Origin of the sequence: Arthrobacter zhaoguopingii, from assembly GCF_009828595.1 — a bacterium.
Taxonomy (GTDB): domain Bacteria; phylum Actinomycetota; class Actinomycetes; order Actinomycetales; family Micrococcaceae; genus Arthrobacter_D; species Arthrobacter_D zhaoguopingii.
Map to the genome: position 1 here is coordinate 405,856 of NZ_WPNY01000003.1, position 21,029 is coordinate 426,884.

Genomic DNA, 21,029 nt, shown 5'->3' on the forward strand with positions numbered 1-21,029 from the left:
GGCGTTCGGTTGGGCGTCACGGCCCGGTGGCTAGAAAGACGTTTTTTGTCTCGGTGAAGGAGTCGAGGGCGTCGGGCCCGAGTTCCCGGCCCAGCCCCGACTGCTTGAAGCCTCCAAAGGGCGTGGAGTACCGGACTGACGAGTGGGAGTTGACCGACAGGTTCCCCGATTCGAGCCCGCGGGCCATGCGAAGGGCCCGTCCAACGTCCCTGGTCCAGATGGATCCTGAGAGCCCGTAGATCGAATCATTGGCCAGTCGAAGGGCGTCTGCTTCGTTCTGGAAGGGAACCACCGCGACGACCGGTCCGAAGATTTCCTCGCGCATCACCCGGTCCCCGGGGGAGGGGGTCAGTACCGTCGGCGGGAACCAGAATCCTTTGCCGCCGGGGGCCTCCCCCCGGAAGGCGATCGGTGTGCCAGAGGGCACGAAACCGGAGACCGTTTCGCGCTGGGCGGCGGAGATCAGCGGACCCATGAAGGAGGCCTCGTCCTGCGGGTCGCCGACCTTCAGGGCCTTCACCGCCGGTTCGAGCAGCTCCAGGAATTTTTCGTAAACGCTGTGCTCGACGAGGATCCGGGAGCGCGCGCAGCAGTCCTGGCCGGCGTTGTCGAAGGCCGCTCCGGGAGCCGCGGCTGCGGCTGCCTCAAGGTCGGCGTCGGCGAAGATGACATTGGCGCTCTTGCCGCCAAGTTCCAGGGTGACGGGTTTGACCTGGTCGGCGCAGCCGGCCATGATCCGCTTCCCCACCGCGGTGGAGCCGGTGAAGACCACTTTCCGCACGGATGGATGGGTGACAAACCGCTCGCCCACCACCGAGCCCTTGCCCGGAAGGATCTGCAGTACTCCCTCGGGCAGGCCCGCTTCCTGGGCCAGCTGCCCGATCCGCAGTGCAGTCAGCGGGGTCAGTTCGGCAGGCTTCAGGACGACCGTATTGCCGGCCGCGAGTGCTGGGGCGAATCCCCAACTGGCGATGGGCATCGGGAAGTTCCACGGCACGATGACCCCTACGACGCCGAGGGGTTCATGGAAGGTGATGTTGATCCCTCCAGCGACGGGAATCTGCTGGCCGAGATGGCGTTCGGGCGCACCGGAGTAGTAGGCGAGGACGTCCCGGACGTTTCCGGCCTCCCAGCGGGCATTGCTGATGGTGTGACCCGCGTTGCGGACCTCCAGCCGGGCGAGATGCTCCAGATCGGCGTCAACCGCCGCGGCGAAACGACGCAGGAGCAGAGCCCGGTCCGCCGGCGCGACGTGGCGCCACGTCTCAAAGGCCCGCGCGGCTTTGTCGATGGCCCGGTCGGTGTCCTCAAGGCTGGCCAGTGCGACAGTTTCGATGACCTCTTCAGTGGTCGGGTTCAGGACATCAAACGTGCTGTTCGACATGGACCGTGCCCTCCGTTCGTGTGAGGCGGTACGTGCGCGCGGCGTGGATGAAGCCCGTGAACAGCCGCAGGTCGCCGGGGTTCTGTTCGGGATGGAACTGCACCCCAAGGACCCACCCTCCCGACGTCGTTTCGACGGCCTCAATGGTGCCGTCGGTCGCTGCCGCCGTAATGCGCAGGCCCTCGGCGACCCGGTCGAGGGCCTGATGGTGATAGCAGGGGGCGTTGGCCCGCGGTCCCAGCAGGGCCTGGCTGATGCTTCCGGGCGCCGTCGTGAAATCGACGTTCCCGAACACCCCGGGGGCCGGCTGGTACCGGGACTCCGGCAGCACATCCGGAACGTGTTGGATGAGCGAGCCGCCCAGGGCTACATTGAGGATCTGGGCGCCGCGGCAGATGGCGAAAAGGGGCACTCCGGCTGCCAGCGCCGCACGCGTCAGGGACAAATCGTGGCTGTCACGGGAGGGCTGCGCGTGCGTCAGCGCATGGGGGGCCGCGCCGTATTGTTCGGGGCCGACATCGGTCCCGCCCGCGATGATCAGCCCATCGAGCAGCTCAACGACGGAGGGATCGGTCCCGACGGGTGGCAGGAGGACAGGGGTTCCCCCGGCGGCCACGACGGCCTCGACATAGGTACCCGGGAGCAGCGCGGCGTCCGCCGTCCACACCCCCCAGGCGGCTTCCTGGTAGTAGGTGGTCAGCCCGATGCGGGGGCGGTAGGGCTCAGAGACGTTCAAAGACACGCTTGCGCTCCCAGTCGGTGACGGCACTGTCGTAGGCCTTCAGTTCGACGTCGGCCGCGTGCAGGTAGTGCTCCACCACCTCGTCGCCGAAGGATTTGCGGGCGATCTCGCTGGCGGCCAGCAGGGCGCGGGAGTCCCGCAGGGTTGTGGGGATCCGGTCCGCACCCGACTGGTAGGCACTCCCTGTGGTGATGGGTTCGAGCGGGAGTTTGTTTTCGATGCCGTGGATGGCCGCCGCGATGAGCGAGGCGGCGGCGAGGTATGGGTTGACGTCTCCGCCGCCCACCCGGTTCTCCACCCGAAGGCCCCGTCCATGCCCGACCACGCGCAGGGCGCAGCTGCGGTTGTCCAGGCCCCACGCAATCGCGGTGGGAGCGAAACTGCCCTCGACGAACCGCTTGTAGGAGTTGATGTTGGGGGCCAGGAAGTAGGCCATTTCCTTCATGGCGGCCAGCTGACCGGCCAAAAAGTGCTCCATGACCGGGCTGAAGCCGTGCTCGCCGTCCCCGGGCAGGACGGGGTTACCGTCCAGATCGGTGAGGCTGAAGTGGATGTGGCAGGAGCTGCCCTCACGTTCGTTGTACTTGGCCATGAACGTAATGCTTTTCCCTTGTTGGGCGGCGATTTCCTTGGCCCCGTGCTTGTAGAAGGCGTGGTTGTCGCAGGCGGTCAGGGCCTCCCGGTATCGGAAGGTGATCTCCTGCTGTCCGAAATTGCACTCGCCCTTGGATGACTCCACGACCAGGCCGGCTTTCTCCATGCCCGTACGGATGCTGCGGATCACCGGCTCGAGTCTCGCGGTGGCAAGGAGTGAGTAGTCAACGTTGTAGCGGGAGGCGGGGGTCAGCCCGTCGTACTTCTTGTTCCAGGCCTCCTCGTACGTGTCATCGAACATGATGAACTCGAGTTCGGTGCCGATGTGGGCGCGGTAGCCCAGGGCTTCAAGTCGTTCAATCTGGGCCCGGAGTATCTGCCGGGGCGACTGGCTCACCGGGCGGTCATCGAGCCAGAGGATGTCGCACTGGACCATCGCCGTGCCCGGCAGCCACGGAACGAGCCGCAGCGTTGCGATATCCGGCCGCAGGACCATGTCCCCATAGCCGTTTTCCCAGGACGACATAGCGTAGCCGTCGATGGTGTTCATCTCCACGTCCACGGACAGGAGGTAGTTGCAGCCCTCCGCGCCGTGGCCCAGCACATCCTCCAGGAAGGACCGCGCCCCGCATCGCTTGCCCTGGAGCCGGCCCAGGGAGTCGGTGATGGCGACTACCACGGTGTCGATCTGACCGGCAGCCACCTTCTCCTTCAGCTCTTCGACGCTCAACGGTGCCTTGGAATTCGCTGTTTCATTAGTCATTGGATATCCGTCGCTTCGGTCCTGGTTCATGGATGGGTCGGAGCCCGCCGGCAGGCGCGGCGCTCAGGGCTTTCGTTCGTCAGAGCCTCACTTCTTCAGCTCCGCCTCGGCAGCGGCGAGCCGTGCGAACTCCTCCTCCGGCGCGCCGGCGACGATGCGGTGGCGGCTGTAGAACCAGTAGTAGAGGAGCGCCGCGCAGAAGATTCCCGCAGTAATCGACGCCGCAAGGACATCGACGACGAAGGTGGCGACGACGGCGACGGCGGCCAGGGCCAGCGCGACGGAGGTTGTCACGACGCCGCCCGGCGTCCGGTACCCCCGGGGAAGATCCGGTTCCTTTTTTCGCAGCACGATGTGGGAGAGGTTGAGCAGGACGTAGGAGACGGTGGCACCGAAGACGGCGATGTTGATGAGAAGCCCACCGTTGCCGGTCGCCGCGGCGAGAATGAACCCGATGGTGCCGGGAACGATCAGTGACCAGTAGGGAGTGCGCCGTTTGCCCGTCAGCGACAGCCACCGGGGAAGGTATCCGGCCCGGGAGAGTGCAAACAACTGCCGCGAGTACGCGTAGATGATCGAGAAGAAGCTGGCGACCAGTCCTGCCAGGCCCGCGTAGTTAACGAATTCAGCGAGGATCGAATTGTCGCCGTAGGCGAGGCGCAGTGCTTCCGGAAGGGGGTTGTCGGAGGTACTCATGGCCTCCGACCCGGCGGCGCCCGGTACCAGAACGAGCATCAGGGCCCCGAAGACCACCAAGATCAGCATGGCGGCGATGATGCCGCGCGGCATGTCCCTCTTCGGGTCCGCAGTCTCCTCGGCGGCGAGTGGAACGCCTTCGATGGCGAGGAAGAACCAGATCCCGTAGACGAGGGCGGCGACGACGCCGCTGATGCCCATCGGCAGGAATGCGCTGGAAGCCGGTGATCCGTCGGGAACGATATCGAAGAGGTTCCCAACACTGAAGTGGGGAATGAGCCCGATGACGACCGCGACCAGCGCGACGACGGCGATCGCGGTGATTCCGAAGATCAGACGGAGGGCTTCGCCCACGCCGCGCAGGTGGATTCCCACGAAGATGGCGTACGCCACCAGGTACACGGGCCAGGAGTTCGTCAGCCCGAAGAGCCCGAGGGCCTCAATATAACCGCCGATGAAGATCGCGATGGCGGCCGGCGCCACGGCGTACTCGATCAGCACGGCCATTCCGGTGGCGAACCCTCCCAGCGGGCCCAGCGCCCGCCGGGCGAAACCATATCCGGCGCCGGCGGCCGGCAGGGTGGAGGACAGCTCGGCCAGACCGAACACCATGCACGTATACATGATGCCCATCAGCACGAACGCAATCAGGAGTCCGCCCCAGCCGCCTTCCGCCAGGCCGAGGTTCCATCCTGCGAAGTCACCGGAGATGACGTAGGCCACTCCGAGGCCGGCCAGCAGCACCCATCCGGCGGCCCCGCGTTTGAGCTGACGCTGCTGGAGGTACTTCTGGTCCGCGTCCTGCCGATCCGACGTTGACATGGCAATCCCTTCACCTGAGGGCTCAATGGTCTGTTAATAGTCCATAAATTTTGGTCTCAGTGTGAGGTAGATCACGGAGTACGTCAATAGGTCAGCAAAAACACTCGGAAATGGTGAGAGGCAGATCCACCTTCCGCTGGCGCAGCGGTGCAGAATTGATCTACAGCTGATCGGGATGAGGCCTGATTCTAGACCGGAAGGGATGGTGGCATGGGAGCCGAACGCTCCGAAGGTACCGCCCGGTTTCTTCGCCCGGTTCGGCACGGGAACGCCTTCGAGGAAACGATTGAACGGCTGCTGCAAAACATCAAACTGGGAGTGCTCGCGGCGGGGGACAAGTTGCCTGCCGAGCGGGAGCTCGCCGATTTGCTGGGCGTATCACGCGCCACCCTGCGGGAGGCCCTGGCCGAGCTTCAAAAGGCGGGATATGTCGAGGTGCAGCGCGGCCGTTACGGTGGCACTTACGTTTCCCGGGGTCGGCCGCCGGAGTCCGGAACGCTCCCGGAGCCTGGCCCTGAAGAGGTGGAAGACGTCCTGATCCTCCGCGGCGTGCTCGAGCCGGCGGCGGCGTCCCTGGCCGCCAAGGCGAGTCTGTCCCCCTCCCAGCGCAGGCACCTTCTCGATACGCTGGCGGAGGTGGCGGGAGCGCCGGCTGATGCATACCGGCCCAAGGACGCTAGGTTTCACGTGGCAATTGCGGAAGTCAGCGGTTCGCCGAGCTTGGTTGCTGCGGTGGCTGATGCCCGTGCGCGGGTCAGCGACCTGCTGGACCGCATACCCCTGCTGGAGCCGAACCTTGAGCACTCCAACCGGCAGCACCAGGAAATTGTCGACGCTATCCTGCGCGGAGACCACGAGGAAGCGTTCCGGGCCACCGAGGATCACCTGCAGGGGACGGCATCGTTGCTTCATGGTTTTCTCGGCACTTCCCGCGCCGACGGAGAATCCCCCTAGATCGGAGCGGGCGAGGCGGGGTGCCTCCGCGGGTCCCGCCTGCGGGAGCGTGGGGTCTGGTATTGGTGGCCCGAGCATCTTCCGGGCAGGGGATTCGCTCGAGCGCGGCGCAGGGAGCCGGCGTGAACTGCCTTGAGTCCATCACCCTTGTCGTGTCACTGCTGCGAGCGGAGTCCGGGAATTATCTTCGGCCCCCATGGGTTGATACGTAAACAGGATCGCAAAGTCCTAAACAAGGAGTACCGAGACCTTCCGACGGTACTCTTCCGGCCGATGCCGGTCAGCCCGAACGCACCCTCCCATTCACCAAATCCAGCAAGGAACTGAATCATGGACTACAAGCTCGAACTCATTATCCTGCCCGTCGCCGACGTGGACCGCGCCAAGGCGTTCTACGACAAGCTCGACTGGCGCCTCGACATCGAGACCGAGAGCAAAGACGGCATCCGGGCCGTGCACTACACCCCGACCGGATCCCACGCCTCCATCATCATCAGCAACGGCCTCACCGACGCCGCCCCGGGCTCGACCCGCGGCACCTACCTGGTCGTCGACGACGTCGAGGCGGCCCGCGCCGATATCGCCTCCCGCGGCATCGAGATCACCGAGGTCTTCCACCAGACCGACGGCGGCATCCCCACCCCCGACACCGAGGGACGCACCCCGGGCCTTGCCCCGGAGCGCGCCAGCTACTTCTCCTTCGCCATCTTCAGCGATCCCGATGGCAACGAGTTCATCCTCCAGGAAATCACCACCCGCTTCCCCGGCCGCGTCTAACTGCCTCCGCCAGGGCCGGAGCCCGCACGGGTTCCGGCCCTGACCCCGGCGCCGGCCTATGCCGCGGACCCGAATTCACTATCGGGCCCGCGTCATCTGTGCGCAGTTCTACCGGCACGGAAGCAGGCCTTTGGTGACGGCAACCATCAATTACCCTCGGTGAGTTTCATGAAAGGGGACCTCCATGCCCAACCTTCCGTCTGATGCAGCTTCGACGCATCCCACTACCGCGTCCGTACGTCCCGCCGGACGCACGCGGCGTCGCTGGATTGGTGCCGCCGCGGCGGCCGCCGCAGCGCTGGTGGTCGGCACTGTCTCCGCCGGAGCCTCCGAGCCCAAGGCGGGACCGGAAAGCTGGGTGACCAAAGGGCACGAACTGCCGGCGGGCTTCAGTGACACCTTCGAGAGCCGCTTCGTCGAGGCCAACGGCATCCGCCAGCACGCGGTGGTCGGCGGGGAAGGCCCGGCGGTTCTGCTGGTGCACGGTTGGCCGGAGGATTCCTACGCGTGGCGTGCCGTGATGGGGCCGTTGGCCGAAGACCACACCGTGATCGCCGTCGACCAGCGGGGCATCGGCCTGACCGAGAAGCCGGCCGACGGCTACGACACCGCCACCCTGGCCGATGACCTGGCCGCCCTGATGACCGAACTCGGCCATGAGAAGTTCTCCGTGGTCGGCCACGACACCGGTTACTTCATCGGCTATGCCCTGGCGGCCGATCACCGCGACCGGGTGGACCGCTTCGCCGGCGTCGAGGTTCCGGGCCCTCCCGGGATAACCAAGGGCGGCCCGTTGCTGTTCTCCGATGAACCGACCAACAACCGGCTGTGGCATATCCCCTTCAACCGGGTGGACGACGAACTGATCGTGAACCTGGTCCGGAACAGTGCCGATGAGTTCTACCGTTACGAATACCGGATCCAGGGCGGCGGGTTCACTCCGTCGGAGCAGGCGATCAAGTACTACGTCAAGCAGTACAACCGGGACAAGGACAGCCTCCGCGCCAGCTTCGAGCTCTACCGGGAGTGGGACACCCTGGTTGCGCAGAACGCCGAACGGGCCAAGACCCCGCTGACCATCCCCGTGATCGGCATCGGCGGCCAAAAGAGCTGGGGACCGGCCGCCGCGGCCGGGATCAAGGCCGCTGCCCCCCAGGTGCAGACCGCCGTCATCCCCGGCGCCGGCCACTGGCTCGCCGAACAGGCGCCTGAGGAGCTGGTCAACGTGCTGCGCCCCTTCCTGGCGGCAGACACCCAGTAAGCTCCACCTCAACAGCCCGCCCAGCGAAGCCCGCCACCGTCCCGGTGGTGGGCTTCGCTGCGTCCGCGACGGCACTGGCAACACGGCCCTGGTAACACAAGGAGAGTTTCTGGTCGGCGTCCATAGGCAGTCGATAGGATGCCACGCGTGCGGTGTGATCCGGCAGCGCAATGCCGGCGGCGTGGGTACCTGCGGCCGCGACGCCCCGTTCCCGGTCGGTATTCCGCGCCGGTGAAGCGGTGAAGCGGTGAAGCGGTGAAGCGGTGAAGCGGTGAAGCGGTGAAGCGGGAGTGTGCGCCTACAGCCTTCCCGGCGTGTGTCCGTACCCAGCCGATCCAGTTGAACTGTCAGAAGTTCGGGGTCCGTCCACCATATTCCTGGCGGGCCCGGGAATAGCTAAGGAACCGAATCATGGACTACAAGCTCGAACTCATCATCCTCCCCGTCGCCGACGTGGAGCGCGCCAAAGCGTTCTACGACAAGCTCGATTGGCGGCTCGACGTCGATCTCAAGGGCGAGGGGGGCTTCCGGGCCGTGCACTACACCCCGACCGGATCGCACGCCTCCCTTATCATCAGCAACGGCCTTACCGACGCCGCCCCGGGCTCGACCCGCGGCACCTACCTGGTCGTCGACGACGTCGAGGCGGCCCGCGCCGATATCGCCTCCCGCGGCATCGAGATCACCGAGGTCTTCCACGAGGCGGACGGCGGCATCCCCACACCCAAGACCGAGGGGCGCGTCCCGGGCCTGGCTCCGGAGCGCGCCAGCTACTTCTCCTTCGCCATCTTCAGCGATCCCGATGGCAACGAGTTCATCCTCCAGGAAATCACCACCCGCTTCCCCGGCCGCGTCTGACCCATCGCCGGCCATGCCGGGGCCGGGGGCGGCACCGCCATCAGGCCCCGGTGAACCAAGGACGCCCATCACCCTCCCGGTGGTGGGCTCCCTTACTTCCGGCCGGTCCCTGTCTTCACCACGGGCCCGGCCTGCCGAACCGGAACATCGACGGCACACCACCCCGGCGCACCTGACCCGGAGATCTTCACAGCATGACAAACGGGACCCGTGCGATTCGCACGGGTCCCGTTTGAGGTGGACCAGCCGAGGCCGGTGTCTGGTCCGGCGTCAGCAGCCCGCCAGGGCTTTGCTCAGCGGCGCGACCTTCGGTTCAGGAAACGGGTGAGGATGTGGGCGCGGAGGCGCAGCAGCTGGGGTGCGAGGCCGTAGATGACGATGGGGACGGCGACCGTGGCGAGGACCAGGGTGCGCAGGACCGGGTGCAGCGGCTCAAGCCACTGGCCGAAGGCGAGGTTGATGATGGTCAGCGTCGGGAACACCGACAGCCAGATGATCAGCGCCATCTGGTGGGTGTTCGGAGGTGCGGGGCGGCGCAGGGTGCCCGTGGAGGCCGGGGCGGTGGACGAGATGGAGGTGGACATTGTTTCTCCTAGGGAGACCTCTTGGTGGTGAAGAAGTGAAACGGAACGGGCCCCGGGGTATCCCTGTCGAGGTGGGGGTGGTCCTTGGAGGGGCGGGGTGTTGCTGGGATGGGCGCCCGTAGCTTGCCGCTGCCGAAAAGTTCTGCGGTGCGCTGCCACGGCCGCGACTCTTTGTTGGTCTGTTGCCGATTCAACGCGGCGAAAGGCCGCGCTTATTCCGTGCACCGCGCCCACCCAGCGCGCACTACCCGGCCAGGGAAACTCCCACCCGCAGGCCCTCATCCACTGCCTTGAGAACGCCGGCCGTGCCAACCCCGAGGAAACCGCCGGTTATAGGGTTTAGGTAAGGCTAAGCTAATGTGCTTTTGTGATCGAACGAAGGGAACTCTCGGGCCTCGAAGCCCATGACCTCACGCTGCGCTACGGGGACCGGGACGTGGTTCACGAAGCAGTGCTGACCCTCAAGCCCGGCCGGATCCTTGCCCTCGTCGGCCCCAACGGCAGCGGCAAGTCGACCCTGCTGCGGGCACTGGCCCGGCTGCACCCGGCGTCCTCGGGGGCGATCACCGTGACGCCCTCGGACGGCCCGGCGGCCGATGCGCTGATGATGAAGCGCAGCGACTTCGCCCGGCACGTGACGTTGCTGTCCCAGAGCCGCCCGGTACCCCACGGGCTGAGCGTGCGGGACGTCGTCGAGTTCGGGCGCCATCCGTACCGCGGCCGATGGCGCGCCGCCGACCCCGAAGGGGCCTCGGCCGTGGAGCGCGCCATGGATTTGACAGGTATCACGGCCCTGGCCGGCCGGGGTGTGCACGAACTCTCCGGCGGGCAGCTGCAGCGCGTCTGGCTCGCGGGTTGCCTGGCCCAGGACACCTCGGTGCTGCTCCTTGACGAGCCGACCAACCACCTGGACCTGCGCTACAAGGTGGAGATCTTCGATTTGCTCCACGACCTTGCCCGCGTGCACGGCGTAGCGATCGGGGTGGTGCTTCACGACCTCGACGAGGCGGCCGCACTCGCGGATCACGTCGTAGTGCTCTCCGACGGCCGGATCGCCGCCGCCGGGCCCGCCTCCGAAGCGCTCGACGCGGACCTGCTCAGCGACGTCTACTCAATTCCCATCGTCACGCACACCGACCCCCTGACCGGCCGGCTGCGCACGCGCGCCGTCGGCCGGCACAGCGAGAGACAGAACTCCCCAAGCGAAAGGTCAATCCATCCATGAAGATCTCCAAGGCCTTGGCCGCCACGGCCGCCGCAGCGCTGCTGCTCACTGGCTGCGGCACCACCGAAGACGCCGCAGGAGCGGCCTCGAACGGCTCGGGGGGCGGAAAACCCGTCACCGTAACCGACGCCCGCGGCGTCGACGTGGAGCTCGATGCTCCGGCGACCAGGGTCGTCGGCACCGAATGGAATGTCGTCGAGAACCTCACGACCCTCGGCGTCATGCCCGTCGGCGCCGCCGACATCAAGGGGTACACGGACTGGGTCCAGGCCGGCAAGCTTGACGACACCGCCACGGACATCGGCACCCGCGGCGAGCCAAGCCTGGACACCATCGCCTCGCTGGATCCGGACCTGATCGTCGCGACCACCGACCTGGCCGAAACCGTCATCACGCAGCTTGAGGATCTGGCCCCCGTCGTCGTCGTGAAATCGGCCGACGCCGGCCGGCAGATCGACCAGGCCAAGGACAACCTCAAGCTCGTCGCCGAAGCAACCGGCACCGAGGCCAAGGCCGAGGACGCCATCGAAACGTTCGACGCCGCGGTCGCCGAAGGCAAGGCCACCCTCGAGGAGGCAGGGCTGGCCGGATCCAAGGTCGCCTTCGCCGACGGCTGGGTCGCCGACGGAACGGTGTCAATCCGCCCGTTCGCCGAAGGCTCGCTGCTGACCGACATCAACACCGAACTCGGGCTGGCCACCCCGTGGACGCAGGAAGGCGACCCGGCCTACGGCCTGGCCTCCACCGACGTCGAGGGCCTCACCACCCTCGACGCCGACGCCTTCGTCTACATCACCAACAGCGTCGACGGTGACTTCACCGAGGAACTCGCCGACAACGCCGTGTGGAAGTCCCTGCCGTTCGTGAAGTCCGGTCAGGTACACCGCCTCAACGACGGCATATGGATGTTCGGCGGCCCGGCCTCGATGACCCAGTACGTCGACGCCATCACCACGGCCCTGACCAGGTAGCGCCAGCCGCGCCATGACCGAGACTGCGAAGAGGGCCGCCCGGCCTGCCCCGGCCGCACCGGTGGCAGTGGCGGGCGCGCCCGCGCTCCCGCACCTGCGCCCCGTCCCGGGCGCCCGGGGTTCGGCCGCCGCCGCTGCCGGCGTCGGGCTTGTGGTCCTGGTCCTCTTCGCCTTGATCCACCTCACCCAGGGCACCGCCGACGTCGGACCCGCCGACCTGCTGGGGCTTCTGGCCGGCAGCGGCTCCGACCAGGAGGCGGCGGTCCTGCTCGCCTCCCGCCTCCCCCGGCTGGCGGCCGGAGCCCTGGTCGGCGTGGCGCTGGGGGTCGCCGGAGCCGCCCTGCAGTCGGCCACCCGCAACGTCCTGGCCGCCCCGGACACGCTGGCGGTCAACGCGGGCGCCCACTTCGTCATCGTCGCCGTCGCGGCCTTCGGCATCACCCTTCCCGCCCTGCTTTCCGGCGGCCTCGCCTTCGTCGGGGGTCTGGCCGCGGCCCTGCTGGTCCTTTCCCTGTCCGGGGGCGGCGCCAACGGCAACGGCGGGCCGATCCGACTGGTGCTTGCCGGCACCGCGCTGGCACTCGGGCTGCATTCGGCCACCGGCGCCCTGCTGCTGCTTTTCAGCCAGGAGACCACCGGGCTCTACGCCTGGGGCCAGGGCAGCCTGGCCCAGTCCCGGCCCGACGAACTGCTCCAGTTCACTCCGGTGGTCGCGGCGGCCGCCGTGGGGCTTTTGGTTCTGTCCCGCCGGCTGGATCTTCTCGGCCTGGGCGATGACGCCTCCCGGCTGGCTGGGGCGGATCCGCGCCTGGCCCGGGTGGGTGCCGTCGTCCTTGCCGTCGTGCTCTCCGCGTCGGCGGTGGCCATCGCCGGCCCGATCGGGTTCGTGGGGCTGTGCGCGCCGGCCATTGTGCGCCTGCTGGCCTCCCGCGTGCGCGGGCTGGGCCGGCACCGGGCGCTGCTCCCCGTGTCCGGACTGGCCGGGGCGGTGGTGGTGATCGGGGCCGACGTGGTGGTACGCGGCGCCTTCGGCGCCGAGGCCGGAGTGGAGGTGCCGACGGGCGCGGTCACCACAGTCTTCGGTGCGGTGTTCCTGGTGGTCCTGGCGCTGCGGATGTCCGATGCCGGTCTGAGCGCCGCCGGGGACGCGCTGGCCCGGCTGCGCTCCCGCAGGGTCTTCCTCGCCGTCCTGGGCGGCCTGGTGTTCCTCCTGGTCGGGCTGCTGGTGGCCGGAGCGCTGCTCGGTGATGCGAAGCTGCTGCTCGGCGACCTGGCCAACTGGCTCACCGGCCGGGCCGGCGACCGCGTCAGCGCCGTGCTGGAAACCCGGGTGCCGCGCGTCGCGGCGGCCGTGCTCGCCGGGGCGGCACTGGCGATCGCCGGCGCCCTGATCCAGGCGGTCTCAAGGAATTCGCTGGCAGAGCCGGGCATCCTCGGGGTGTCCGGAGGCGGCGGGCTGGCCGCCATCCTCGTCATCACCACCGTCCCGCTGGCGGGATCCTGGCTCATCACCGGGTCGGCGCTCCTGGGCTCCGCGGTTGCCGCGCTGCTCGTCTTTGGGCTGGCGTTCCGCGGCGGGCTGCAGCAGAACCGCCTGGTGCTGATCGGCATCGGGGTGTCGGCCGGGCTCGCGGCGGCCATCACCGTCCTCCTGGTGAGCACCGACCCGTACAACCAGACCAAGGCCCTCACCTGGCTCTCCGGCTCCACCTACGGCCGGACCTTCGCCTCGACCCTTCCGCCGCTGGCAGCGCTCGCGCTGACGCTGCCCGTGCTCACCGGCCTGCGGCGCGAGCTTGACCTGATCGCCGTCGACGACGATTCCCCGCGGGTGCTGGGCGTCCGGCTGACCGCCTCGCGGCTGCTGGCGCTCTCCGCAGCGGTGCTGCTGACGGCGGGCGCGGTGTCCTCGGTGGGGGTGATCGCCTTCGTGGGCCTGGTCGCACCGCATGCCGCCCGCAGCCTGGTGGGGGCGCGGCACGTGCGGGTGCTCCCCGTGGCGGCGCTCATCGGAGCCTGCACGGTGGTCCTGGCGGACGCGGTGGGCCGGACGGTCATCGCTCCGGCGCAGATCCCTGCGGGGATCATGACCGCGCTGGTGGGCGCCCCGTACTTCGTCTACCTGCTGTGGCGCTCGCGCGTTGACCGGACCGCCTAGAAGCCCGGACAGGCGGCGCGCCGCCCTTGCAGGGCCGAGCTCCTCCGGAATCGGCCCCGCTACAGGATCAGCTCGGTGCCGTGCTCCGTCGTCCGGGGGAATCGGAGCTCCGATCCTCCGAGGAAGGTGAGCGGCTGTGCGGTCAGCGCCAGCCGGTCGCCGATCCTGACCGTGGCCAGCAGCAGTGCCTGGACCGCATCGATGCCCAGCGCGTAGCCGTCAGGCTTCTCCGCTCCCAACCCCTCGATCCGGAAAGCGCAGTACCAGTCCCCGGGGGCATCCGGCATCCGCTGGGGCGCACAGAGGCGCACGGTGACGCCGCCGCCGTCGGCCGTCCGCAGGGACCGCGACGCGATGACGCGTGAAGGGTCGAAGGCGTAAGGGGATCCCGTGTCAGTCATACACCCAGTCCTATCAGCGTTCCGGCCGGAGGCCCCGCTTTGCCTCCGGCCGTTCCGAAAGATCAGCCGAAAGGGTGACGCCCCCGGGCCGGAATCTCCCTCCTACTGCTGACGCGCCGGCATACCGTCCTCACCTACGCTTCAGGGGTCAATCGACCACCCCTCCCGCACCGCACCCGGTGTCGGAGCAATCCTGAGGAAAAAAAGACAATGGAAACGCTGCAACGCATCGAACGCTTCACCCTGGTGCAGAAACTCACCGTGCTGGTGAACCGTTACGAAATCCGTGCCACGGACGACGCCGGCGCGCCGGGCGCCCTGCTCGCCGTCGCCCAGCAGAAGCGGGCGGCCTTTCGGGAGCAGGTCACCTTCTACGCGGACGAAGCGAGAACCACCGCTCTGTTCTCGTTTCGGGCACGGCAAAGCCTCGACGCCGGGGCCACCTACGACGTGCTCGACGTCGGCGGCAGGCCGATCGGCAGCTTCCGGAAAGACTTCGGGAAGTCCCTGCTGCGCTCCACCTGGCACCTTGACGCTGACGGGGTGAAGGCCGTGGGCAGCGAACGCAGCGCCGGTGTGGCGGTGGCCAGGCGGCTGTGGGACCTGACGCCGATCGCCGACTTCCTCCCGTCCCCGTTCCTGTTCCACTTCGACTTCCTCGACACGGCCGGTCAGCCTGTCCTGACCTCGGAACGCCGCCGGTCACTGGGCGACAGCTACCTGGTCACCGTCCCCGGAGGGCAGGTTGATGGACGGGTTGCCGCCGCCATGGCCGTCGCCCTCGACGCACTGCAGGCCCGGTAGGCCCCCGCTGGCTGGGAACGCCCCTGCGACGGCGACAGCCGAGCCGGGGGCGCGTTGCGGCCCCGCGGGAATAATGTAAGTGGCCGGCAACTTAGAGGGGTAGAAGGACGTTGTCCTCGGATCATCGCCCAGCAAGGAGCTCGACTCCGGCCGTCATGGCACGGCACCCGGCGTCATTCGAAAGACGTACGACGGCGTGCCCAGGGATCATCCCTGGGGCCGGTTACCGGCCACCGGCCCCGGCCTAGGTTGGAAGAAAGCCTGCAGAAGCAGGCTTCCAGAACGCATTTCACTATCTGAAGGACGCAGTCATGATCGAGGCACAGGCACTCTCAAAGCGGTACGGCACCAAGACCGCCGTCGACGCCGTGTCGTTCACCGTGCAGCCGGGCAAGGTGACGGGATTCCTTGGCCCGAACGGTGCGGGCAAGTCAACCACCATGCGCATGATCGTGGGCCTCGACAACCCGAGCGGGGGCCGGGCCACCGTGAACGGGCTGCCCTACGTCAAGCACAAGGCGCCCCTGCGCGAGCTGGGAGCCCTGCTGGACGCCAAGGCGGTCCATCCCAAGCGCTCCGCCTACACCCACCTGCGCGCCCTGGCCGCGACCCACGCCATCCCGGACAGCCGGGTCCGGGAAGTCATCGAACTGGCTGGTCTCGGTCCCGTCGCCAAGAAGCGCGTGGGTGGATTCTCGCTCGGGATGGGTCAGCGCCTGGGGATCGCCTCTGCTCTCCTCGGCGATCCGCAGACCGTCATCCTCGATGAGCCGGTCAACGGGCTGGACCCCGAGGGCGTCCAGTGGGTGCGCCGCCTTGCGAAGTCTCTCGCCGCCGAGGGGCGCACCGTTTTCCTCTCCTCGCACCTCATGTCGGAGATGGCACTCACGGCCGATCACCTCATCGTGATCGGGCGCGGACGCATCATCGCCGACGCCCCGATCCAGTCGATCATCGACGGTCAGGGTGTAGCCCGGGTCCGGGTCCGCGCGGACCGGCCGCAGGACCTCCTCGGCAGCCTCGCTGCCGACGGCGTCTCCTCGCAGATCCTGGAGCCCGAACTGCTCGAAATCACCGGTGTGGAGCCCCGCCGTATCGCGGAAATCGCAGTACGCAACGGCGTCCTTATCTATGAACTGACTCCGATCCAGTTGTCCCTCGAGGACGCCTATATGCAGCTCACCTCTCAAGAAGTCGAATACCAGTCGCACAGCCTGCCCTCCAGCGGTCTCCTTGCGGCTTCAACCGAAGGACACCGAGCATGACCACGCCAGCCACCACCGCACCCACCCCCGCCCTGCCGGATCCGCGCGCGCATCCCCGGCACGAATTCGAATCCGGCGTCTCCTTCGTCCGGGCACTGAAGTCCGAGTGGATCAAGATCACCAGCGTGCCCTCGACGGTCATCCTGATTCTCATCACCACCGTCGTCATGATCGGCCTGGCCGCCCTGCTCGCCTGGCAGACCACAGTGTCCCTGGGCATTGAGGGCGATCCGGAGATGACCGCGCAGATGCAGGGGCCGTCCGACGCCGCACCCGCCGGACTCGGCATCCCCGGGTCCGGCCTCGCCTTTGGGCAGCTGCTGATGGCCTCGCTTGCCGTGGTGCTTGTCGCATCAGAGTGGGGAACCGGAATGATCCGCTCGACTCTGGTCGTGCTTCCGCGCCGGAGCCTTGCCCTGCTGGCGAAGCAGTCAGTCATGGCCGGAATTTCCTTCATCGTCGGCGCGGGGTCGGCCCTTATCGGCTACTTCGTTGCGCAGCCCATCCTGAACAGCGCGGACCTGGGCTTTGCCTTGAGTGAGGAAGGTGCGCTCCTGCACATCGTGAACACCGGGCTGGTGCTTGCCCTCGTCTCCATCTTCGCCATGTCCATCGGAACCCTGATCCGCAACACGGCCGGCGGGGTCGTCACCTCGATCGGCGTCCTGCTTGTCCTGCCGATCCTCTTCACCGTCTTCGGTATGGGAACTGAGTGGGTCGCCGAGCTCGGGCGGTTCCTGCCCAGCTCGGGCGGGGACCAGATGGTCGCGACAACCATCGCCGAGGGTGCCTTCACCCAGTGGCAGGGTGCGCTGATACTTGGCGGGTGGTCGCTCCTGCTCCTGGCGGCATCCCTGGTCGTCACCAAGAAGCGGGACGTCTGATCACCCCCTACACTCGCCCCATGGACCGAAAACCATGAGCGGCACCTCCTCGGTGGGGGAACCCATCGAAGGAACGGCGGCAGGTTCCCTCACCGAGCTCAACACCCGCAGGCGCGGTCCTCTCCGGAGGTACTTCCGCCGACACCCCCGGATCATGGACGCCGTCGTCGTCCTGGCCTACCTTGTGATCGCCCTCCCCGACGCCATCGTCCTGACGGCGTCCGCCGGCAACTGGCTGGGCCTGACGGGCGTCCTCCTGGCGGCCGGGGCGCTCGCGGTCCGCCGGGACCGTCCCCTGACCGTCCTCACCGTGGTGGCGCTGCTCGATCCCCCGGTGACCCTCCTCGCCGGGGGGACCGTCAGCATCAGCTCCGCCGTCCTGGCCGCCCTGTACACGGTGGCCGCGGCCTATCCGCTGGGGAAAACCCTCGCGGCAGCGGTCGGTGCGACCGTCACTGCGATAGGAGCAATCCTCCTCGGGCCCAGCGAGAGGTTCGAGGAAGCGCCCGCTGTCATCTTCCTGTCCAGCGGGTTCCTGATACTGTTCCTGGCCATTGCCGTCGGCATCGGGGCTGCGGTCCGCCGCGACCGCGAGCACGAGGAGGAGGTACGCCGGTGGGCCGCCCGCAACGCGGAACTGGCCTCGGCGGAGGAGCGGAACCGCATCGCAAGGGAAATGCACGACGTGATTGCGCACTCCCTGACGGTCATGGTGGCGCTCTCGGACGGTGCCGCCGTCGTCATGAAGCGCGACCCAGACCGTGCGCTGGCCGTCCTCGGTGAGCTCTCCAGCACGGGCCGTGCCGCAACCGCCGACATGCGCCGTGTCCTGGGCGTCCTCCGCCTTGAGGCACAGGCCGGTTCCCTTGAGCCGTTGCCTGCGTCGGGCTCGCTGGCTCAGCTGTTCGACGGCTTCCGTGCTGCGGGCCTGCCGCTGCGCGTGACGAGCAGTGGACCGGGGCTGCCTGATGATCCGGCGTTCCAGCTCACCGTGTACCGGATCATCCAGGAGTCACTGACCAATGTCCTGCGTTACGGCAAGAGCGTCACGGCGGTGGATGTCTCCATTGCAAGAGCCGGGGACCGGGTGGCTCTGCGGATCTCCGACGACGGCCGGGGCGCCATGGACCCTGTGGTATCCCTTGGCTCCAGCCGGGGCATCGCCGGCATGCGGGAGCGGGCGGCGATTTACGGGGGCACCGCCGAAAGCGGCGCGAGGCCCTCGGGCGGCTGGGTCGTGGAAGCACAGCTGATTGTTCCCGACGCCGGCGACGGGGCGGGACACCAAGAGAGGAAAGGGAACAATGACGACGAACCCCACAACGCCGGGCGAGCCCATTCGGGTCCTGCTCGCCGATGACCAGCCGCTGCTGCGGATGGGTTTCCGGCTGATCCTTGAGGGCGAGCCGGATCTCGAGGTGGTGGGGGAGGCCGGCACGGGGGAGGAGGCGGTCCGCCTTGCGGGCCGGCTGGTTCCCGACGTCATCCTGATGGATGTGCGGATGCCGCTGGGGGATGGGATCGAGGCCACCCGGCGGATCACCGCGTCCGGGGTGGCATCGCGCATCATCATCCTGACCACCTTCGACCTCGATGAGTATGCGTTCGCCGGGCTGCAGGCCGGAGCGTCGGCCTTCCTGCTCAAGGATGTGGCGCCGTCGGACCTGGTCTCGGCGGTGCGCGTGGTGGCCAGCGGTGACGCGGTCGTCGCGCCGCGGGTCACCCAGCGGCTGCTGGAAACCTATGTGAGGTCGCTGCAGCCGGCGCAGGCGGCTCCAGCGGTGCCGGATAAGCGGCTGGCCGACCTGACCCCGCGGGAACGGGAGGTCCTGGAGGCGGTGGCGGAGGGTTTGTCGAACGCGGAGCTGGCGAAACGGTTCTTCCTCTCGGAGGCGACGGTGAAGACCCACGTGCGGCGCATCCTGATGAAGCTCGGCCTGCGGGACCGGGTGCAGGCGGTGGTGTATGCGTACGAGAACGGCATCGTGGTGCCCGGCCCGGCACACTGAGCGGTTACCGCGGTTACTGCACTGAACTCCGCCGAGCCGCCCCGGTGGGGCGCCCGCTCAGTCTCCGGCGGGACGGGCCGCCAGCCCGGCGGCGTATCCGGCCGCATAGGCTTCCTCGGAGCCCTGCCTGAACATGTCCTCTGCCGCCGGCCGCACCAGACTCGCTGCGCCATGGGTGGAGTCCAGGTCGGCGTCGTCGACGACGAAGCGCGAAAGTCCGCGGACGACGGCGACGGGAACCCCTTCGGCCTTTCCCTTGACCAGGTCGGCCGCGGCGGCTATTTCGTCGCCGACCGCCGGAACCGATGCCTTGAGCAGGTGGCCTGCCCGGTCGCGGGTCCCGCGGAGATCCTCAAACACCTGCACCCCTGCCGCCCCGATCGCCGCGTCCGTCTGGCCCTGCCGCCAGGGCCGGCCGAGCGTATCGGCCATGATGACGCCGAGCCGCAGCCCGGTGGACTCCCTAAGGCTGCGGCACAGCCGCCGCGCGGAGGCATCCGGGTCGACGGGCAGCAGCAGGACGGTGCCCGGCGCTGTATTGCTCGTATCGACTCCCGCCGCCGCCGCGATGATCCCGTTGCGGTTTTCCACAATGCGCGTCACACCGCCGGGGTGGGTTCTGGTGGCGACGACCCTCACGGTTTCCCGGGTGATTGCCTCCTCCCGGTCCTCGGCCCGCACCAGGCGGCCCTCGGCTTTCGAGAAGATCTTCGACGACACCACCAGGATGTCACCGTTCCGCAGCGTCCCGGCCGACACCTGCCGGATCACCTCCGCCAGGTCCGCACCTTCGGTGATCTCCCCGATGCCTTGGAGCGCGAAGGCCCGCAGCTGATCCATGCTCACCACCTCAGGGCTGGAAGGACGCTGCGGGAGAACTCGTCGATCCACTCCCGCTGGTTGCGGCCGACATTGTGGAGGTAGATGGTGTCGAAGCCGAGGTCCACGAACCGCTGGATCTGCGCGCGGTGGACGTCGGGATCCGCCGAGATCACCATGCGCCCCTCGAAGTCCTCGGGCCGGACCAGTTTGGCCATCTGCTCGAGTTCGAAGGGCGAGCGGATGTCGCCCTTGGGGAACTTCATGCCGCCGTTGGGCCACTCTGTCATCGCGTTGGCCAGGGCGGCCTCGTCGGTGTCGGCCCAACTGAGGTGGAGCTGAAGAACCTTCTTCAGGGTGGCCGGGTCCTTGCCCGCCTCGGCCGCCCCCGCATGGAACCGCTCGAACAGCGACTCGATTTTCTCAAGCGGCGCCCCGACGGTGATCAGCCCGTCGGCGTGTTTGCCCGCCCGCTTCGCAGTCACGGGGCCGGCCGTCGCGACGTGGATCTCCGGCGGAACCTCGGGCATGGTCCACAGCCGGGTCGATTCCATCTTGTAGTACTGACCGTTATGGCGGACGTCCCTGCCGGCCAGGGACGCGGTGAACAGCTTCGTGATGATGTCGATCGCCTCGAACATGCGGTTGATGCGTTCGGGGACCTCCGGCCAGTACCCGCCCACGATGTGCTCGTTGAGGGCCTCGCCCGAGCCCAGCCCGAGCCAGTGCCTGCCCGGATACATGGCGGCAAGGGTGGCCGACGCCTGCGCCACCATCGCCGGGTGCCATCGGAACGTGGGCGTGGTGACGCCGGGCCCGAAGCCGCCGCGGGTGCGTTCACCCACGGCGGCCAGGACGTTCCACACGAACGAGGACTGCCCCTGGGCCGGCACCCAGGGCTGGAAATGGTCGGCCGCCATCACCCCGCTGAAGCCTCTTTCCTCGGCGTAGGCGGCCAGCGCGACCGCCTCGGTCGGGTGGAACTGTTCGAGCATGGCGGCGTACCCGATGTTCGACGAGGTGGTCATGGCGGTGTCACTTTCACGGTAGGGGGGAGG

At 68.0% G+C, this 21,029-nt stretch carries 20 protein-coding genes; 12 read left to right on the forward strand and 8 right to left on the reverse strand.

Annotated features, from left to right (window positions below; genetic code table 11):
- Positions 1-16: 16 nt before the first annotated feature.
- From GVV86_RS06555 to eat, 4 genes are all read right to left on the reverse strand, one after another.
- Positions 17-1,384 carry an aldehyde dehydrogenase family protein gene (locus tag GVV86_RS06555; RefSeq protein WP_159802144.1) on the reverse strand — a complete coding sequence of 456 codons (1,368 nt, stop codon included), beginning with the start codon at positions 1,382-1,384 and terminating at the stop codon, positions 17-19.
- Positions 1,365-2,126, reverse strand: a complete 762-nt coding sequence (locus tag GVV86_RS06560; protein ID WP_159802146.1) for a gamma-glutamyl-gamma-aminobutyrate hydrolase family protein — start codon at positions 2,124-2,126, stop codon at positions 1,365-1,367. Before GVV86_RS06560 ends, GVV86_RS06555 begins: the two co-directional genes overlap by 20 nt.
- Positions 2,107-3,483 (reverse strand): glutamine synthetase family protein, encoded by a 1,377-nt coding sequence (locus GVV86_RS06565; RefSeq protein ID WP_159802148.1) that lies wholly within the window; start codon positions 3,481-3,483, stop codon positions 2,107-2,109. The genes GVV86_RS06560 and GVV86_RS06565 overlap by 20 nt, the downstream gene beginning before the upstream one ends.
- 87 nt (positions 3,484-3,570) lie before the next feature.
- Positions 3,571-5,001 carry an ethanolamine permease gene (gene eat, locus GVV86_RS06570; protein WP_159617462.1) on the reverse strand — a complete coding sequence of 477 codons (1,431 nt, stop codon included), beginning with the start codon at positions 4,999-5,001 and terminating at the stop codon, positions 3,571-3,573.
- A 210-nt stretch (positions 5,002-5,211) separates the two neighbouring features.
- Here eat and GVV86_RS06575 point away from each other — a divergent pair, with 210 nt between their 5' ends.
- The 4 genes from GVV86_RS06575 (at position 5,212) to GVV86_RS06590 (ending at position 8,851) form a co-directional block, all read left to right on the forward strand.
- Entirely contained in the window at positions 5,212-5,955 is a 744-nt protein-coding gene (locus tag GVV86_RS06575) for a FadR/GntR family transcriptional regulator (protein ID WP_159802150.1), read from the forward strand.
- Between the two features lie 330 nt (positions 5,956-6,285).
- Positions 6,286-6,732 (forward strand): VOC family protein, encoded by a 447-nt coding sequence (locus GVV86_RS06580; protein WP_159617464.1) that lies wholly within the window; start codon positions 6,286-6,288, stop codon positions 6,730-6,732.
- 184 nt (positions 6,733-6,916) lie between these two features.
- On the forward strand, positions 6,917-7,993 hold the full coding sequence (locus GVV86_RS06585; RefSeq protein ID WP_159802152.1) for an alpha/beta fold hydrolase: 1,077 nt from the start codon (positions 6,917-6,919) through the stop codon (positions 7,991-7,993).
- A gap of 411 nt (positions 7,994-8,404) precedes the next feature.
- Complete coding sequence (locus GVV86_RS06590; protein ID WP_159802154.1) at positions 8,405-8,851, forward strand: VOC family protein; 447 nt, start codon at positions 8,405-8,407, stop codon at positions 8,849-8,851.
- Between the two features lie 293 nt (positions 8,852-9,144).
- Here GVV86_RS06590 and GVV86_RS06595 read toward each other — a convergent pair whose 3' ends face one another.
- A complete protein-coding gene (locus tag GVV86_RS06595) occupies positions 9,145-9,435 on the reverse strand; it encodes a putative antibiotic biosynthesis monooxygenase (protein WP_159617467.1) in 291 nt (96 codons plus the stop codon).
- A gap of 367 nt (positions 9,436-9,802) precedes the next feature.
- On the opposite strand from GVV86_RS06595, the gene GVV86_RS06600 reads away from it, so the two are divergent.
- Genes GVV86_RS06600 through GVV86_RS06610 form a run of 3 tightly spaced genes read left to right on the forward strand, consistent with a single transcriptional unit; the run spans position 9,803 to position 13,789 of the window.
- The gene (locus GVV86_RS06600; RefSeq protein WP_159617468.1) at positions 9,803-10,660 is read left to right on the forward strand and encodes an ABC transporter ATP-binding protein; all 858 of its coding nucleotides are present in this window, start codon (positions 9,803-9,805) and stop codon (positions 10,658-10,660) included.
- Positions 10,657-11,631 carry an iron-siderophore ABC transporter substrate-binding protein gene (locus GVV86_RS06605; RefSeq protein WP_159617469.1) on the forward strand — a complete coding sequence of 325 codons (975 nt, stop codon included), beginning with the start codon at positions 10,657-10,659 and terminating at the stop codon, positions 11,629-11,631. Before GVV86_RS06600 ends, GVV86_RS06605 begins: the two co-directional genes overlap by 4 nt.
- Before the next feature lie 13 nt (positions 11,632-11,644).
- On the forward strand, positions 11,645-13,789 hold the full coding sequence (locus GVV86_RS06610) for an iron ABC transporter permease (protein WP_159802156.1): 2,145 nt from the start codon (positions 11,645-11,647) through the stop codon (positions 13,787-13,789).
- A gap of 59 nt (positions 13,790-13,848) precedes the next feature.
- On the opposite strand, the gene GVV86_RS06615 is transcribed toward GVV86_RS06610, so the two are convergent.
- Positions 13,849-14,190: a DUF6968 family protein gene (locus tag GVV86_RS06615; protein ID WP_159802158.1), complete on the reverse strand. Its 342-nt coding sequence runs from the start codon at positions 14,188-14,190 to the stop codon at positions 13,849-13,851.
- Between the two features lie 210 nt (positions 14,191-14,400).
- Here GVV86_RS06615 and GVV86_RS06620 point away from each other — a divergent pair, with 210 nt between their 5' ends.
- The 5 genes from GVV86_RS06620 (at position 14,401) to GVV86_RS06640 (ending at position 19,152) form a co-directional block, all read left to right on the forward strand.
- Complete coding sequence (locus GVV86_RS06620) at positions 14,401-14,994, forward strand: LURP-one-related family protein (RefSeq protein ID WP_159617472.1); 594 nt, start codon at positions 14,401-14,403, stop codon at positions 14,992-14,994.
- A gap of 311 nt (positions 14,995-15,305) precedes the next feature.
- Positions 15,306-16,259, forward strand: coding sequence for an ATP-binding cassette domain-containing protein (locus GVV86_RS06625; protein ID WP_159617473.1), 954 nt, complete (start codon positions 15,306-15,308; stop codon positions 16,257-16,259).
- Positions 16,256-17,143 (forward strand): hypothetical protein, encoded by an 888-nt coding sequence (locus GVV86_RS06630; protein WP_159802160.1) that lies wholly within the window; start codon positions 16,256-16,258, stop codon positions 17,141-17,143. Before GVV86_RS06625 ends, GVV86_RS06630 begins: the two co-directional genes overlap by 4 nt.
- A 34-nt stretch (positions 17,144-17,177) precedes the next feature.
- A complete protein-coding gene (locus GVV86_RS06635; protein WP_246669894.1) occupies positions 17,178-18,503 on the forward strand; it encodes a sensor histidine kinase in 1,326 nt (441 codons plus the stop codon).
- Positions 18,448-19,152, forward strand: a complete 705-nt coding sequence (locus GVV86_RS06640) for a response regulator (protein WP_159802162.1) — start codon at positions 18,448-18,450, stop codon at positions 19,150-19,152. Before GVV86_RS06635 ends, GVV86_RS06640 begins: the two co-directional genes overlap by 56 nt.
- A 57-nt stretch (positions 19,153-19,209) precedes the next feature.
- Here the strand turns inward: GVV86_RS06640 and cofE are convergent, their stop codons facing one another.
- Together cofE and GVV86_RS06650 are read right to left on the reverse strand one after the other, a co-directional pair.
- Positions 19,210-19,992 carry a coenzyme F420-0:L-glutamate ligase gene (gene cofE, locus GVV86_RS06645; protein WP_159617476.1) on the reverse strand — a complete coding sequence of 261 codons (783 nt, stop codon included), beginning with the start codon at positions 19,990-19,992 and terminating at the stop codon, positions 19,210-19,212.
- 2 nt (positions 19,993-19,994) lie between these two features.
- Positions 19,995-20,999 carry a TIGR03557 family F420-dependent LLM class oxidoreductase gene (locus tag GVV86_RS06650; RefSeq protein ID WP_159617477.1) on the reverse strand — a complete coding sequence of 335 codons (1,005 nt, stop codon included), beginning with the start codon at positions 20,997-20,999 and terminating at the stop codon, positions 19,995-19,997.
- Between the last annotated feature and the right edge of the window lie 30 nt (positions 21,000-21,029).